Genomic DNA, 15,397 nt, shown 5'->3' with positions numbered 1-15,397 from the left:
TACCAAGGTCTTAACTATGAGCTAATTTCTCTGCGTAATGGTAATTTCAATACGGAGCAAAGTAGTAAACAAGAAATGTTCTAACAATGTAATATAAAAATTATGAGTATAGATTTAGAGAAGAAAGATGGCGCAATATTGCTTAGTGATAATGTGCGCAACATGAATATAGAACTTGATGAAGAGGAAGAGATAACGAGTGAATCTTTGTTGGAAACAACAAGAATTCATGGTTGGCTTTCTTTCTTTTTGTTTTCCATCATTGTAGGTGGTTTAGTAAGTGCAATATATCCAATAATTACATTTAATATAGAGGATTATAGTGGAAGTTATGTTTTGGGAATGACAGATATAGCTAGTGGTGTTATTTTGTTTGCTCTTGCTATATATACTCTTGTGGCTTTTTGTAAAAGAAAGCCTAATGCGGTATTTTTAGGAAAAACTTATGTGGTCTTATGCTTTGCTTCAAATTTTTTGACTCTATTAAATGGTGAGTTCGATGAAAATGGTTTGGGAAGTTTTAAGCATGTGTTTCGTGGAGTGATTTGGGGAGTTGTCTGGTTTGCGTATTTGTTAAATTCAAGTCAGGTTGCAGAAGTAATACCCAATGACTTTAGGAAAATATTACGGCGGGATTATTATATCATCCCTACGATGATATTGGCTCCTATAGTATTCTTGATGTGGGGGATGCTTGACGTACATCGTGTTATTGACAATAAAAGCAAGGATTTCATGACTGAAATGAAGACCAATCTAAAAGAAGGTGAGTTTTCTGATGGTAGAGTGATATTTACAAGACCAATGGGGTTTAAATGCTCAGAGAAAGAGGAACAAGAACTTACAATTTTCAATCTTGAAAGTGAGTCTGTCGGTAACATTATAGTTTGTAGTGATTTTGATGCAGATAATTCTCTGCAAAATGTAAACTCATATTGGAATAATTGGGAAAATCAAGAGATTGCTGAATATCCAGGTTCTATGGTAGAGAATGATTCTCGTGAGATTAATGGGCATCTCTGTTTTGTAAAGGTGAAAAAATATGACGTGAACGGAAAGGAACTTTATTGGCGATTTATAATGATGTTTGACTCTGGTTCGGGAAAAGTTTGTCTTGTTTCTGCTTATGATGGAGGCACTGATGATTATCTTGGAGAATTATTAAGTTCTATCCGATTTAATCCTTACCATGAAGGAGATGATGGAGTCTACTTGGATGGTTTAATGAATTCTGTCCGTAAGTAACTGTTTTATAAAAATAAAGAATAAATATTATGAGACAATTTATCTTATCAATCTTAGTGTTGTGTTCTTCTGCAATATTTGCGGACAACATCAAACGACCTGATAGCTATAATTATAGTCGGGGTGTAGAAGCTATCAATAACAATAATGCAGAGGAAGCTCTCGATTACCTGAACAAGGAAATCAATGAACATCCTGACAATGGGTACGCCTTTGCATGGATAGCTTTGGTGAAAAATTATAACGAAGAGTTTGGTCGAGCTTTGACTGCGGCAAATGTTGCAGTCAAGAAGATTCCTGTAAAGGATAAAGAGTTTAGGGCTTTTGCTTATGCAACCAGAGCAAAAGTGTATCTGAATCTAGAAGATACGGTTCAAGCTTTAAAGGATTGTGGTTTTGCAATCAATGCGATGCCTAATGATACTCGTTATTATGAAGCTAGAGCTCAACTTTATTATGAGCTGGCGAAATATGATTTGTCAGATAGGGATTACCAAAAGATGATTTCCTTGAAGGAAGGGGATGTGATGGGATATATGGGCATAGGTAGAAATGCTAATGCCCAGAAACGTTATGGGGATGCCATCAAACAGTTTGATTATGTCGTAAAATTAGACCAAAATTATTCTTCTGCTTACTCTTTCCGTGCAGAAAGTTACATGGGACAGAAAAAATATAATGAGGCTATAGATGATGTGATAACTGCATTATATATTGATAATGATGATAAGGCTTTTTATGAATTGCAGGAATTGGCAGATTCTGCATTTGAGCAGACTATAGCAAAATTAAAAGTCCAAAATATTAAAGATGCAAATGATAATTCTTGGACTTATTATTTAGGTGTAGCTTTTGAAAAAACTGCAAGATATACTAAGGCTATAGCATATTATAAAGAGGCTTTGGAGAAGGAATCCAATATCATAACAGCTAATCGTATATCTCAATGTTATAATAAATTGGGTGATTATGATAAGGCTTTAGAGTATTGTAATCAAGCGATAGCTTTAGATTCTGTAAAAGCTAATTATTTGTATGAAAAGGCAAATATTCTAGATAATGCAGGACGTACTCAGGAAGCAATAAAGACCATGAGTGATTATATAGCAAATACCCCAGATGAGCCTGCTGGATATTATCAAAGAGGTTGGTTTAAGGATCATTCTGGTGATATTGAAGGGGCCTTGGAAGATTATACCATGGCAATTACCTTGCAGCCAAATGAGGCTTATGCGTATTTGAATAGGGGTGTTCTATATCGTTTGAAAGGTGAAAATGATAAGGCTGAGTCTGATTTCAAGCAAGTTGTTCGTTTGGATTCTATACCAGAAGAAGCTGAATGCTCTTTTTATGCTTATTATTACTTGGGACAGAAAGATAAGGCTATAGAGATTTTGAATACAATACTTGATAAAGATAAAAAGGGTAATTGTTATGATGCTGCATGTCTTTACTCTGTAATGGGAGAGAAAGAAAAAGCTCTTTCGTATCTTCGTCAGTCTTTGGAGGATGGTTATAGACGCTTTGCTCACATCAAGCGTGACCGAGATTTGAATAATATACGTAATACTGAAGAATTTAAGGTCTTACTGAAAGAGTATGAAGAAAAGCACCTGCAGGAGATAGCCGCTGATGCAGATGGGGATGATTCTGCATGCGAATTGAAAGTAGAAGAGATTCCATTTACAAAAGAGGGTGGTGTTTGCAAGGTGAAGTGTGCTATCAACGGCTTGCCTTTGCATTTCATCTTTGATACTGGTGCTACTGATGTTTCTATTTCTTCTGTTGAGGCCACGTTTATGGCAAAGAACGACTTCTTGTCTTCTTCAGATATTATCGGGAAACAGAATTATCAGACTGCTGATGGAAACATAACTGAAGGTACGGTTATCAATTTGAAAGATGTAAAACTCGGTTCTTTACATCTGAATAACATCAAGGCATCTGTTGTTCGCAATCAGGCTGCCCCTTTGCTTCTAGGACAAAGTGTTCTGAGTAAATTGGGAAAGATAGAAATAGACAATACGAAGAAAGTGTTGCGTATTACACATAAGCAAAAAATCAATTAAATACAATTATATTATGGAACAAAAACATCATTACACAGGCTTGACCGATGCCCAAGTGCTCGAAAGCCGTAGTAAACATGGTGCCAATATCTTGACACCACCAGAGAAAGAACCTCTATGGAAACAATTCCTAGAGAAGTTTGGCGACCCTCTGATTATCATTTTGCTGATAGCCGGAGTGTTGTCTATCGGCATTTCTTGCTATGAGTTTTGGGGATTGCATGAAGGTGCAGAGACTTTCTTTGAGCCAGTTGGTATTTTTGTGGCTATCTTGCTTGCCACTGGTATCGCCTTTATCTTTGAGTTAAAGGCTGATAAGCAGTTCTCGGTTCTCAACCAAGTTAATGACGACGAAATGGTAGAGGTAATCCGAAATGGAAACACAACTTCTATCAAGAAGAAAGATGTCGTTGTCGGTGATATCGTAGTATTGAATACAGGTGAGGAGATTCCTGCTGATGGAGAACTTTTAGAGGCGATTACCTTGAATGTTGATGAGTCTTCTTTGACTGGTGAGCCTATTTGCCATAAAACAATTCATGAACAGGAGTTTGATAAGGATGCAACATTCCCTTCTAACCATGTGATGCGTGGTACAAAGGTGATGGAAGGTCATGGTATTTTAAAAGTCTTGGCAGTTGGTGCCAAAACGGAAAATGGTAAAGTCTTTGAGGCTGCCCAGATAGATGATAGCGTTCGCACCCCATTAAATGAACAGTTGGATGGATTGGCAGACTTGATAACCAAGTTGAGTTATATCTTTGCAGCCCTTATCATTGTTCTCAAGCTGATGGTGTTCTTTGATTGGAGTCCTATTGTTTTGACATTGGCGGTTCCTACAGCTATATTTTTCTGGATGGTTATTAAAAAGTTTGACGACTGGAGTTGGAAAGCTGTTGTTCCATCAATCATTGGCTATTTTGTGATATTGATGGGTATGGTAGTTTATTTCCATGATACTTTGATGCCGGGTGAGCAAATAGCTAAGTTGATTACATATACGTTGGATACCTTGATGATTGCAGTAACACTTGTGGTTGTTGCGGTACCAGAAGGTTTGCCAATGGCTGTTACTCTTAGCTTGGCTTATAGTATGACTCGAATGATGAAGACCAACAACTTAGTTCGTAAAATGCATGCTTGTGAGACGATGGGTGCTACGACTGTTATCTGTACCGATAAGACTGGTACTTTGACTCAGAATCAGATGCAAGTGTATGATACTAATTTCTATGGTCTATCAGCTCAGACGTTGGGTAATGATAAGGATAGTCTGTTGATTGAGGAAGGTATCGCTGTCAATTCAACTGCTTCTTTGGATTATTCAGTTGCTGAGGCTGTAAAAGTATTGGGCAATCCTACGGAGGGCGCTTTGCTTCTTTGGCTCAAGAAGGCTGGCGTTGATTATCTGAATCTACGTGAGTCTGCTGAGGTTTTGGAGGAGTTGCCTTTCTCTACGGAGCGTAAGTATATGGCAACAATTGTTAAGTCTTCCTTGTTTGAAGGCAAGACAATTCTCTATGTCAAGGGTGCTCCTGAAATTGTAAGTGGTTTGTGCAAGAACATCGAGAACAATGTTTCTAAAACTGATATTGAGAATCAGTTGGTTGAATATCAGAACCAAGCTATGCGTACCCTCGGCTTCGCTTATCAAATAATTGATAGTAAGGCTGACGTATTCAAGGATGGTAAGATTGTGGCTGATAATTTAACCTTTATGGGTGTTGTGGCTATCAGCGACCCTGTTCGTCTGGATGTTCCTGCAGCCGTTGCAGAATGTATGAATGCCGGTATCAATGTGAAGATTGTTACTGGTGATACTCCTGGTACAGCTAAGGAAATCGGTCGCCAAATTGGTCTGTGGACAGCAAAGGATGGTGATAAGAATATTATTACTGGTCCAGAGTTTGCTGCTCTTTCTGACGAAGAGTTGGATACGAGAGTCTTAGATTTGAAGATAATCTCTCGTGCTCGTCCGATGGATAAAAAACGATTGGTTGAGGCTTTGCAAAGAAAGAACCAAGTCGTTGCTGTTACTGGTGACGGAACCAACGATGCCCCTGCTTTGAAGGCTGCTCATGTTGGCTTGTCTATGGGTGATGGTACTTCTGTAGCAAAGGAGGCATCTGATATTACCATTATCGATAACTCATTTAGTAGTATAGGTAAGGCGGTGATGTGGGGACGTTCACTCTATCAGAATATCCAACGTTTCTTGCTCTTCCAGTTGACTGTGAATGTGGCTGCTTGCTTTATCGTTCTTTTTGGCGCATTTATGGGCGAGGAAAGTCCGCTTACCGTAACTCAGATGCTTTGGGTAAACTTGATTATGGATACTTTTGCTGCAATGGCATTGGCATCTTTGCCTCCATCAGAGAGCGTGATGAAAGATAAGCCAAGAGATAGAAATGCCTTTATCCTGAATAAGGCGATGTATCAGAACATCTTGGGCGTTGGTGGATTCTTCTTTGTGTTGCTGCTTGTATTACTTTATGTCTTTGAGCATTCGGATATTACGCAGTTAACAGATTTACTCAACGTTCAGTTAGGTGCATCTGATGGTCTTACTCCTTACGAGTTGACCTTATTCTTCACCATCTTCGTGATGACTCACTTCTTCTATCTCTTCTGTGCAAGAGCATTTGAGACAGGTAAGAGTGCGCTTCATTTCAAGGGATGCAAGGGCTTGTTGATTATTGCAACTATCATTTTGGCTGGTCAGATTGCTATGGTAGAGATTCCTGGTTTGCAGAATTTCTTCAATGTAACTGGTTTGAAGTTTGAGGATTGGGTAATCATCATCGTAGGTTCTTCACTTGTGCTTTGGATTCGTGAAATCTGGAGTTTGCTAAAGAAAATCTAAAATAAAATAGAAGGAGTTGCGTTATTCTTTAAGATAGAAGGCGCAACTCTTTTTTATCAATTTCTAAAATATATAAAGATATGTCTAAGTTTAAAATACCAGGAGTGTCATTCTCCTTAAATCGGGCTTTAGGTATCACGCAAGCAAAACAAAAGTTTGCTCGTGAGACTGGTATTCCAACCTCAAAGGCTGGATTGGAAAGAAAAATTGGTAAGATGGTTCTGAAGGCATTGTTTGGAAAATAATATGAGTAATAACAATAATAAACAGTTAGGTGAAGCTCCTTGGCTTCATGTAATTATTTCCACAGGATTAGGCACTGGTTTTGTACCTAAAGCACCTGGTACAGCAGGTGCTTTCCTGGCTTTGCTCATTTGGATAGGTCTTTATTATGTCCTTTCTCCGATAGGGTTGATGGTGGCTACAATTTTATTGGTTGTTAGTTCTTTGTTGATTGGAGTTTGGACTGATAATGTGATGGAGAAATATTGGGGTGAAGACCCAAGGGCTGTCGTAATTGATGAGTTCTTTGGTACGTGGGTTGCTGCTTTAGCAGCTGTTTGTGTAGATGGTCCAGCTTATGTCTCAATATCCCTTGCAACAATAGGTTTTGTGTTGTTTCGAGTGATAGATATAACTAAACCGCTTGGTTGCAGATGGATAGACCGGAATATTCATGGTGGATGGGGCTGTATGCTTGACGATGCATTGGCTGGCTTCTATGCATTTATTGTAACATTAATAATCCGATATTTCCATCTAGTAGAAAATATTCATGGGACATATAACTTGTAAAACTGTACCTACAACTGGTATCATTGGAGCTATCGCTGGCGATTGCTTCGGGGCTGCGTATGAATTTCATCCGGTAAAGCATGGGGACTTCGATATATACAAAGAACCTCGTTTTACGGATGATACGGTTATGACCTTGGCTGTTGCGAAATGGCTGGCGAGTGTTCCTGAATCTATCATCTCATATCTTGAAGCTGATAGTTATACTTCTGCTATCCGTAATGCATTTCTTTTGGTGGTGATGCTGACACGATGGCGTGTATAGCTGGAGAAATAGCTGTTGTCGTTAAAAAAGTGGAGCTGTGTAATCGGTACAGCACTATTGCCAGATATGGATGACTTTACGATTTGTTGAATGTATAAACAATAAAATATGGAAAATGAACTATAAAAGAAAGATTCCTCGGTACCATCTTTGGGCAAGCTGTAGGAGATGCCTTGGGACTGAGCACGGAGTTTATGTCCAAGCAAGAGGTGGATCGTTTTTATCCTAATGGGATAGAGGACTATTCACAAATCGTGCAGGATAATCATCGTTGACGATGGCAAAGAGGCGACTGGACTGATGATACCGACATGATGTTGTGCATCTCTGAAGATTGTTTTATCAGGAGGAGATGCGGATACCAATGCAGCAGTAGCAGGAGCTATCCTGGGTGCTAAATTTGGAATATGCCATATTCCTGACGAATGGAGAAATGGTCTTCTCTATGCTTCTATGCTCCATAACAAGGTGCAGGAATTCTACGCAATGTATCGATAAAAACATATAAAAAGTACGAAATCTTTTGTGAGTTTCATGCTTTTTTTTATCTTTGCACCAAATAGACTGCATTCGGCAATTTTAAAGCTGACTTTCATATTGTTCGTTTGCATAATTACTAGCTAAAAGAAAGGATTCGATAATGAATGTGATGCAATTGAATACTGATATTTATAATAGCTTGGGCGTACTTTCTAATGACGAGAGCTATTTGGAAAAAGCTGCACGTTATCTTAAAAAATTGGCGCAAGCTAAAAGAGATGAGGAGAATGCAAAGGCTAAGGAAAAAGCCCTTGCTAGTATCAATCAGGCCTTTACGGAATTGAAGCTTCATCGCGAAGGAAAAATGGATTTTATTCCTGCGGAGGATTTGCTTAATGAGTTATAGGATAGAGGTTGCACCTGAGTTTGCCCGTAGATTGAAGAAATTAAGTTAGCGCTATAAGTCTATTAAGCAAGATTACGAAGATTTTTTGCATTCTCTTCAATCTAATCCTCTTCAAGGGGTAGATTTGGGTAAAGGGTTAAGAAAAATAAGAAAGAGTATTGCTTCTAAAGGTAAAGGAAAAAGTGGTGGTGAAGGGTGAGAGCTTGATTTCTGCAGTCAAGCGTCCGTAGAGTCCTCCTTTGCTTCTTGATAGATTACTGAGAATCCAGGAAGTAGCACTACCGCAAACCACAAGCATGATATTGTCCCTACCACTACACCAGCCATTTCTGAAGTTCTCGAAGGCTGGGAGAAATCTAAAACGAGGGGTATCCATCCATGGAAGTTCGTCAATGAATATGACTTGCCGTTCGCCCTTGTCTTGGCCTTGTAGCAACTGTTCAAGCAAGAAGAACGCTTCCATCCAGGACTTTGGCATCTTATAACCTTCCAATTTATATTCTGCCGCAATTATGCTTTTTAATACTTTATCGGCAAGATATAGACTATTAATTCTCTTTACGAAGTTTTTTTGGCAATATTGCCACATTTTCTTCGCAGCATACGAAATTTGTGGTTATTTATAGCAGCTCTCTTGCTATCCAGGCACAGGCTTCGGCATCTGCCAAGGCATTGTGGTGCATGGTGAGGTCGTAACCGCAATAGGCGGCTACGGTCTGGAGCTGATGGTTGGGGAGGAGAGAACCCAGCTTTCTTCGTGAGGCACGGCAGGTGCAATGGAATTCATAGCCGGGGTATTCCATCTGATACGTCTGGAATACTGCCTTCAGGCAGCCTTCGTCGAAGGAGGCATTGTGGGCTACCAGGGGCAGACCTTCTATCTTAGGTACAATCTCTGCCCAGACTTTCGGGAAGACAACCGCATTCATCGTGTCTTCAAGAGTTAACCCGTGAACCCGGGTGTTCCAATAAGAGTAATACTCCGGTTCGGGCTTGATGAGGCTGTAGTAACTGTCTGCAATCTCGCCATCCCTCACTATCACAATGCCCACCGAGCAGACGCTTGTACGCTGCTGGTTGGCCGTTTCGAAATCTATCGCAGCAAAATCTTTCATTCCCTTATCCTCTTTTCCAATACCTTCTGCAGATTATCAGAAGGATTCATCCCCAGCTTCTTTCGAATATTGCCACGCTGGGTGGTGATATTGGATTCTGTCTTATTGAGCAGGATACCGATTTCACTCAACTTCTTATTCTGCAGGATGAGATAACAGATTTCCCTCTCAGATGAACTCAATTCCGGAAAAACACGCTCCAGATTCTGCTTGCTCAATTCCCGGGTCTGAATATACTGCAATACATTATCTATCACATTCTTCTGCGATGCCTCACCCAGCAAATCCAGCAAATGCTCGGTCTGCTTCACATCATGCCGCTCCTTGGCCAATGCCACGTATGCCTTAATCTGCTTCTTGTTGATTCTCAACACCTGGAGCAGTTCCTCCTCTTCTCGCTGCAATATTTTATTGGCATTTACCAGATACTCGCCATTTCGGGCAATGCCCAGACTCAGCACACTGATAAACAGCAGTATCAACAGCATCATAAAGAAATAATTACGCAGCGATTCATTGCCCGTAACTATCACACAGACTAGATAAACTCCCAAGGCTATGCCTACCAGCCAGCGGGTAAGACGAGCCTGATAAGCTGCCAGCGAGAAAAACATGTTGCCGGCAAGAATGAGCATGTTGATGAGAATTACCATCGTATTATCTTTCAATGTAGGCACGAAGGCACTATACAGAATATCCATGCCTATGAAAACCTGGGTTGCTACTGCAAGGAAGGTTATCCCTTTCACCACCCCTATCTTACCCAAGAGATAGGCAGCGAACGAGGACACCACAACTACCAGAAAGACGATGTTAGATGCTGTAAAAAATGGATCGAAGGCTCCCGACAACCCCAGGATATTAGACAGGATGCCTAGATAAAGCATCACGGCAAAACATACCAGAAGCCACTGGCGCTGGCGATCGAGGTAATTGGATTCCCTCTTCAGCAAGGAGAATTCCAACCTGCGTAACTTGGTTCTTATTGAGTTCTTTGCTTTCATACTCCGTAGGGATATATTCATTATTGATAGATGAATTGCTTAGCATACCCTTGCATTGCTTAGCTTTGCTTGGCATTGCTTTATTATTGTGCAAAGATAATAAAAATCTGTGATTTTGACGGTTTTTGAGGTTATTTTTTCCCGTTTTCCTAAAAAATCAGTATTTTTCAGGTTATTTTTTCCCATATCGAACCTTATTTTCCATTACTTTTGCATCGAAAAATAAAATGAATCATTCATCTCTTAAATATCACTAATTATGAAAAGAAACAATACTTTCAACAGCAAGCGCATTCAGTGGCTAATGTTTGCATGCTTAACTTTCTGCTTTACCTTCTTCATGGTTATGGTGTCTTCGTGCAGCGATGATGACCCTGAAGAAGTATACAACCAGGCTCACTATCAGGACGTACCGGCCAGCCTGCTGACCGATGCCAAGAAACTGGAGATGGTAAGGTCTATCCAGGACTTGAAAGACGGAAGATTCTTCTATCTTGACTATACGGAGGATTATAAACTCCCTACCATATCAGGATTCAATCTCACCGACAACACCCATCTGATTGGTGCCGTATTGAAAACCCTCTGCGACAAGACGCCATCCTGGCTCAAGGCAAGGGTTAAGCTGGATGCAGGCTGCAGTGCCTTTGCCGTGACGACACCCGATACGGGCGATTATCTGATGGGGCGCAACTTTGATTACTCCCATGATAACGAACCGATAGCAGCTGCCCTGGTTCGTACGGCACCCAAAGGCGGACTGAAATCCATCAGTATGGTGGATGCCTACTGGATAGGTTACCGACAGGATCTCTGGCATTACATCCTATATAACAAGGCTGAGTTTGAGAAGAATAAGACGCAAGACCTATCCTATATCATGGCATTCCCATATCTCCTGATGGACGGTATGAACGAGGCTGGCTTTGCCGTTTCCGTGCTCCATCTCGACGGCAAACCGACCCAGCAGGCTAGTACGGGAAAGAAATTGACTACAACCGTTGCCTTGCGCATGATGTTGGATCATGCCAGAACTGTGGATGAAGCTCTCAAGATTCTGGACGGATATGACCTCTGGATACCGGATAACGACGGCAACTATCATTTCTACATGGCAGATGCCACGGGCCGTTATGCCATCGTAGAATTCGTGTATGACAAGGATCATCAGAGCAAGATTTACATAGACGATGAATATACGGGTGAGGATGGCAAGACTTATTTTAAATATCCTGACATTTTACCAAACACCCGCGAGGTGATAGAAAAGCGCTATGCCAGCAACTTCTATGTATCTGAAACTATGGCATGTTCTGATAAAGGTCCGAAGCTCTCGAACCACGGCAAGACCCGCTATGACATGATGGAATTCGTCATCAAGCAGAACAACAATCAGTTGTCTGAGGAAGGAGCCATGAATCTGCTCAATGGCGTGAGTCAGGCAGAAACTCCGGGCAATCCTACGAGCCATACCCAGTGGTCGGTGGTGTATAATCTTTCTCAGCGCAAGGCTACGGTCTGTGTGAATCGAGACTATAAGAATAAATTTACGTTCAACTTAAAATAGGCAGAAAATCTTGATAAGGCTGCCAGTGAATTCTTTAACCATTTAATTCTTTAAAATATGAACTATAATATAAGAATGAAAATGAAGTTTTTTGTAAAGTCCGTGTTGTGTTTGGTAATGTTGACTTCGTTATGTTGCTCATGTTCTGATGATAGCGAATCTTGGGAAGAACTTGACGCACCAATAGGAGAAGTCCTGCCAAAGACCGATCAACTTTCCGTTAAGCTCAATTTGCCAACGGCAGTGTTGGGTAACAATTTTAAGGAAGCAGGTTCTGCTCTTGTAAACCGCCTGACAAAGAACGTGTCAATAAATGACAATAGCGTGAGGGTGGTGGTTCTCGACAACGAAACCGCCTTGACCATTGATGGCGATATGTTGGAGAAAGTGAAACAGGTTTATGACAAAGGAGGCGTAATAGCCATAACTGAACCGTCGAAGGCCACAATGGAACGACTAAAAAAATATAAACTGGGAGATGCGCTTATGCACGACTATGACGACGATGATGGCAATGGGCACTTCAATGATATTTATGCTTTCAATAAGAAGGGAGGAGAAATGCATCTCGAAGATCTGAACGACTCAGATGAGGCTCAAATATCGTCAGTGGTAATCACAGAGGACGGTGATACCACAAGGACAGAGCTTGCAGAAGCCAATCTTTCCCAAGAGCACACGCCTTACACATATGGTTTATTTGCAGATGCCGTAGCCACATGGATAGAAAAACAAGCTGTTGTAAGCGAGCCCAATATCAACGGTGGCTCAAACGATATTCATTCCATGACAAAGGCGCAGACAATTACGTACATATATTACCCGACGTATCCAGGGCATGACAAGGCTAAAGGTCGCTCCGCATTGTACCAAGTAACATATACCATATATGCAGTGTACTCTTTTGATCAAAACATGGATTACTATATGGTACATCAAGAAATCCTTGGAAACAATTCGACGATGATGCTTTCTGATAAATGGAAGGAAAACAAGGGTACATGCTATGGTTTTTACTTGGGAGAGATTGACAATGACCACGAAATCTTTAAACCAAACGGTGGAAGCTTCTCACCAACTGAAGTCTTTGTGCATGATCCTAGACCTGCGACTTCTGAAGGTTCGTATAGTACAACTTCGGGATATAGTGTTGATTTTGGAGGTAATATCGGGCTTGATACTTCTGGACCAAGTGCTGGATTTAGTGCAGGAGGCTCAATATCCGAAAGCTATACAATGAATGTTTCTGATGTGACTATAACAAACAAATCCTTGGATGGTGGAAGTGGAAGAGCACGGTGGAATTATGATGTGGCGGATGCTCCGGTGACATCAAACGGGTTCAAGGCTAAGATGCATGAGGCTCCATTGGTGTCTCGTAACACAATCAACCTACACAACTGTTGGTATTGGACAGTGAAGAATCCTGCTGCATATTCTGGACAATTCAGGGTTAAAGCAGTCAACAGGGTATTTTTCGAATATTCTTGGTTGCGAAATAAGGTTTTCAGTTATTCTTGGTGTCACTATCTGAGAGGTATGCGATATACTCAGAATATCTGGCTGAAAGCACCCAACAGAACGAAGAAGTGACCTCATAGAGGTCACTTCCAAACTTTCTTTTGGTTCAACTCTGTTTCTCCCATCAGCCTCTTATGGCATTGATTCTCTTGATACCGTTGTAATCGGCAGTAGGGTCTTCATCAAGTGTAAGATCGTTCCACGGTTTTCTGGTCTATTTTTCTTCCGTCGGCAGTCATGATGTTGGCTATGCGCTTGGTGGATAGGATGTTGCCGATATTGTCTGCTCACTTTGATAAGAGACTTGTCTTTGAAAGCAATCAGCTTATTGAGATATTCCGTTCTTTCTATTCGTTTCATATCATTTCATTGTTCTTTGATTATATATTTGCTGCGAAGATACTACTAAAGTTTCCCACCCTTGTTTATAGGGCATTTTTGAGTCCTTAATGTTCCATCAATCCCTATAAACAGGGCATTTTAACGGTTACCTAAAAAGTGTTTCATGCCACTTCTTTCCCATTTTCCCTATTTTCTAGAGCTTTAGCCATGACGAGATAAGCAGATGCAGCTTCTTCGTCGTTGATAAGAGACTCTGTCATTTCATCAACTGTCACGCCAAGATGCTCACCAAGCACCTCCAAAAGTCTCTTGATGCATGTTAGTACTCTCTTCCATAAGGTCAATGCCATGAGGTCTTCCTCCATGTCTGTGAAAAGTTCTCCCATGGTCTCATATTCAGAGAATCGTTTCTCCAAAGCCATGGTTATATATGTGAGAAAGCAGAGGGTGCAGTCGGCAATCTGCTCGTCAAAATCTCTTCCAAGGCATTTGCCTAGTCCGAGATACTGTTTACATTCTTTGTTCAAGACTTCTATGTTCCAACGGATTTGGTAAACTTCGAAAGCTTTCACAAAAGTCATAGACAAATCTGTGCTTATCAAAACGTTCCATCTTTGGTTCCTTCCATATCGAATCAGGAATATGCGTAAAGGTTGCTCCCCCAGCTTACCTTGCAAAGATATATAATGGCATTTATATTGGCGACAGTTATGAGAACGCTCTCTTTCATATAGAGCTATCAATTCCAAGGCATTGTGTAATTTGCCATGAACAAGATACTTGGCATTTCCCATTTTCGCCAATCCTACAAGATGCAAGGCTCCTTTGCCAAGCTTTCTAACTTCGCCGATGAGATATTCACAAGTAAACCAGCTGTCACAAAGAACATACTTGGCTCGCAGGCACTTATGACTCCAGGCTCTCTTTATCATATCAACGGCAACCTTCAGTTTCGATTCCGTAGACTCATTAAAGCGGATGGCGTTTGGATTCTCGGCATTACGCTGTTTGGCAAAACGCTTTTTTCGTTGCTTGGAGGTTAGTCCAAAGTCCTTCTTCTTTCCTTTTTCACAGTGCAGCGAAAGGTCTATAGGAATAGTACTCTTCCCATCAAAAAATGCACAAACCAACAGTTTGTACCCCAACACACATTTGCCTTGGACATGGTCGAATACTCTACTGATCTGTTCCATGCTGAAACCTGTCTTTTCCAAGGTGGTATCGTCCAGGATATAGCTCTCCATTCCAGTGGAGACTTCTGCATGCTCTTTGCGGATGATAGCTAGAAAGCGGAGGGACATACCAAGGAGGAGCTTACGCCAATCCATGGAAGCTCTCGTCATCATTCGATAATAGCAGTTCTTGCCAGTACTCAACAAGTCGTAATATGATTTCTTGTACATAGAGTGAATACTTTCACTTGCTATGCGAAACAGACACAAAGACAGGATTAGTTGAACGGCAGGAATACCAGCTTCTTTCTCCAATGATAGCTTGCAGAGGAGATGACCTAGACCAAAACGGGTAAAAAGCGCCATTAAATTGGTTCGCAATGAACTTTTAACACTTAATATGTTTGATAACTCAGAAAAATTGCTTAATTTTGCATTCATAACAGTTACTCTTTAAATCGTTGTTTTTTTGTTCTTTAGCGATTACAAAGATACAACTTTTTATCGAGAAACTGTTATTTTTACCCTACTATTTTGGGGTGGGAAACTTTAG

15 protein-coding genes are annotated in these 15,397 nt (G+C 40.7%); 11 read left to right on the top strand and 4 right to left on the bottom strand.

The genetic code is table 11. The features are described from left to right. Positions 1 to 102 precede the first annotated feature (102 nt). The 9 genes from EXN75_RS10680 (at position 103) to EXN75_RS10645 (ending at position 8,123) form a co-directional block, all read left to right on the top strand. On the top strand, positions 103 to 1,245 hold the full coding sequence (locus tag EXN75_RS10680) for a DUF2569 family protein (protein WP_134843808.1): 1,143 nt from the start codon (positions 103 to 105) through the stop codon (positions 1,243 to 1,245). A gap of 29 nt (positions 1,246 to 1,274) precedes the next feature. Next, a complete protein-coding gene (locus EXN75_RS10675) occupies positions 1,275 to 3,314 on the top strand; it encodes a tetratricopeptide repeat protein (protein WP_167639502.1) in 2,040 nt (679 codons plus the stop codon). A 13-nt stretch (positions 3,315 to 3,327) separates the two neighbouring features. Then, positions 3,328 to 6,177: a cation-translocating P-type ATPase gene (locus tag EXN75_RS10670; protein WP_134843806.1), complete on the top strand. Its 2,850-nt coding sequence runs from the start codon at positions 3,328 to 3,330 to the stop codon at positions 6,175 to 6,177. 80 nt (positions 6,178 to 6,257) lie between these two features. Further along, positions 6,258 to 6,422 (top strand): hypothetical protein, encoded by a 165-nt coding sequence (locus EXN75_RS17710; RefSeq protein WP_167639501.1) that lies wholly within the window; start codon positions 6,258 to 6,260, stop codon positions 6,420 to 6,422. A 1-nt stretch (position 6,423) separates the two neighbouring features. Further along, positions 6,424 to 6,972: a phosphatidylglycerophosphatase A family protein gene (locus EXN75_RS10665; RefSeq protein WP_134843805.1), complete on the top strand. Its 549-nt coding sequence runs from the start codon at positions 6,424 to 6,426 to the stop codon at positions 6,970 to 6,972. Beyond that, positions 6,953 to 7,237, top strand: coding sequence for an ADP-ribosylglycohydrolase family protein (locus tag EXN75_RS10660; protein ID WP_187349087.1), 285 nt, complete (start codon positions 6,953 to 6,955; stop codon positions 7,235 to 7,237). The genes EXN75_RS10665 and EXN75_RS10660 overlap by 20 nt, the downstream gene beginning before the upstream one ends. Positions 7,238 to 7,410: 173 nt before the next feature. Continuing rightward, entirely contained in the window at positions 7,411 to 7,512 is a 102-nt protein-coding gene (locus EXN75_RS18670; RefSeq protein ID WP_408005952.1) for a hypothetical protein, read from the top strand. A gap of 52 nt (positions 7,513 to 7,564) precedes the next feature. Next, positions 7,565 to 7,735 (top strand): ADP-ribosylglycohydrolase family protein, encoded by a 171-nt coding sequence (locus tag EXN75_RS18665; protein WP_134843828.1) that lies wholly within the window; start codon positions 7,565 to 7,567, stop codon positions 7,733 to 7,735. A 148-nt stretch (positions 7,736 to 7,883) separates the two neighbouring features. Next, a complete protein-coding gene (locus EXN75_RS10645; RefSeq protein ID WP_134843804.1) occupies positions 7,884 to 8,123 on the top strand; it encodes a hypothetical protein in 240 nt (79 codons plus the stop codon). Positions 8,124 to 8,259: 136 nt separating this feature from the next. On the opposite strand, the gene EXN75_RS10640 is transcribed toward EXN75_RS10645, so the two are convergent. From EXN75_RS10640 to EXN75_RS10630, 3 genes are all read right to left on the bottom strand, one after another. Further along, positions 8,260 to 8,601, bottom strand: coding sequence for an ATP-binding protein (locus EXN75_RS10640; RefSeq protein ID WP_134843803.1), 342 nt, complete (start codon positions 8,599 to 8,601; stop codon positions 8,260 to 8,262). 142 nt (positions 8,602 to 8,743) lie between these two features. Further along, entirely contained in the window at positions 8,744 to 9,238 is a 495-nt protein-coding gene (locus EXN75_RS10635) for a 3'-5' exonuclease (RefSeq protein ID WP_134843802.1), read from the bottom strand. After that, a complete protein-coding gene (locus EXN75_RS10630; protein WP_134843801.1) occupies positions 9,235 to 10,242 on the bottom strand; it encodes a helix-turn-helix transcriptional regulator in 1,008 nt (335 codons plus the stop codon). The genes EXN75_RS10635 and EXN75_RS10630 overlap by 4 nt, the downstream gene beginning before the upstream one ends. Positions 10,243 to 10,501: 259 nt before the next feature. Here EXN75_RS10630 and EXN75_RS10625 point away from each other — a divergent pair, with 259 nt between their 5' ends. Next, entirely contained in the window at positions 10,502 to 11,809 is a 1,308-nt protein-coding gene (locus EXN75_RS10625) for a carcinine hydrolase/isopenicillin-N N-acyltransferase family protein (protein ID WP_134843800.1), read from the top strand. Positions 11,810 to 11,890: 81 nt separating this feature from the next. Beyond that, a complete protein-coding gene (locus tag EXN75_RS10620) occupies positions 11,891 to 13,402 on the top strand; it encodes a hypothetical protein (RefSeq protein ID WP_134843799.1) in 1,512 nt (503 codons plus the stop codon). 431 nt (positions 13,403 to 13,833) lie between these two features. On the opposite strand, the gene EXN75_RS10615 is transcribed toward EXN75_RS10620, so the two are convergent. After that, positions 13,834 to 15,285, bottom strand: coding sequence for an IS4 family transposase (locus tag EXN75_RS10615; protein ID WP_134843798.1), 1,452 nt, complete (start codon positions 15,283 to 15,285; stop codon positions 13,834 to 13,836). Between the last annotated feature and the right edge of the window lie 112 nt (positions 15,286 to 15,397).

Source organism: Segatella hominis (genome assembly GCF_004535825.1).
GTDB lineage: Bacteria > Bacteroidota > Bacteroidia > Bacteroidales > Bacteroidaceae > Prevotella > Prevotella hominis.
Note: the sequence above shows the minus strand (reverse complement) of the source record. Positions and strands in the feature narration are given on the sequence as shown.

Coding starts and splice junctions, on each gene's coding strand:
- EXN75_RS10675 (WP_167639502.1), top strand. CDS start 1,275: ATGAGACAATTTATCTTATCAATCTTAGTGTTGTGTTCTTCTGCAATA.
- EXN75_RS10665 (WP_134843805.1), top strand. CDS start 6,424: ATGAGTAATAACAATAATAAACAGTTAGGTGAAGCTCCTTGGCTTCAT.
- EXN75_RS17710 (WP_167639501.1), top strand. CDS start 6,258: ATGTCTAAGTTTAAAATACCAGGAGTGTCATTCTCCTTAAATCGGGCT.
- EXN75_RS10630 (WP_134843801.1), bottom strand. CDS start 10,242: ATGAAAGCAAAGAACTCAATAAGAACCAAGTTACGCAGGTTGGAATTC.
- EXN75_RS10625 (WP_134843800.1), top strand. CDS start 10,502: ATGAAAAGAAACAATACTTTCAACAGCAAGCGCATTCAGTGGCTAATG.
- EXN75_RS10660 (WP_187349087.1), top strand. CDS start 6,953: ATGGGACATATAACTTGTAAAACTGTACCTACAACTGGTATCATTGGA.
- EXN75_RS10635 (WP_134843802.1), bottom strand. CDS start 9,238: ATGAAAGATTTTGCTGCGATAGATTTCGAAACGGCCAACCAGCAGCGT.
- EXN75_RS10620 (WP_134843799.1), top strand. CDS start 11,891: ATGAAGTTTTTTGTAAAGTCCGTGTTGTGTTTGGTAATGTTGACTTCG.
- EXN75_RS10615 (WP_134843798.1), bottom strand. CDS start 15,285: ATGAATGCAAAATTAAGCAATTTTTCTGAGTTATCAAACATATTAAGT.
- EXN75_RS10640 (WP_134843803.1), bottom strand. CDS start 8,601: ATGCCAAAGTCCTGGATGGAAGCGTTCTTCTTGCTTGAACAGTTGCTA.
- EXN75_RS10680 (WP_134843808.1), top strand. CDS start 103: ATGAGTATAGATTTAGAGAAGAAAGATGGCGCAATATTGCTTAGTGAT.
- EXN75_RS10670 (WP_134843806.1), top strand. CDS start 3,328: ATGGAACAAAAACATCATTACACAGGCTTGACCGATGCCCAAGTGCTC.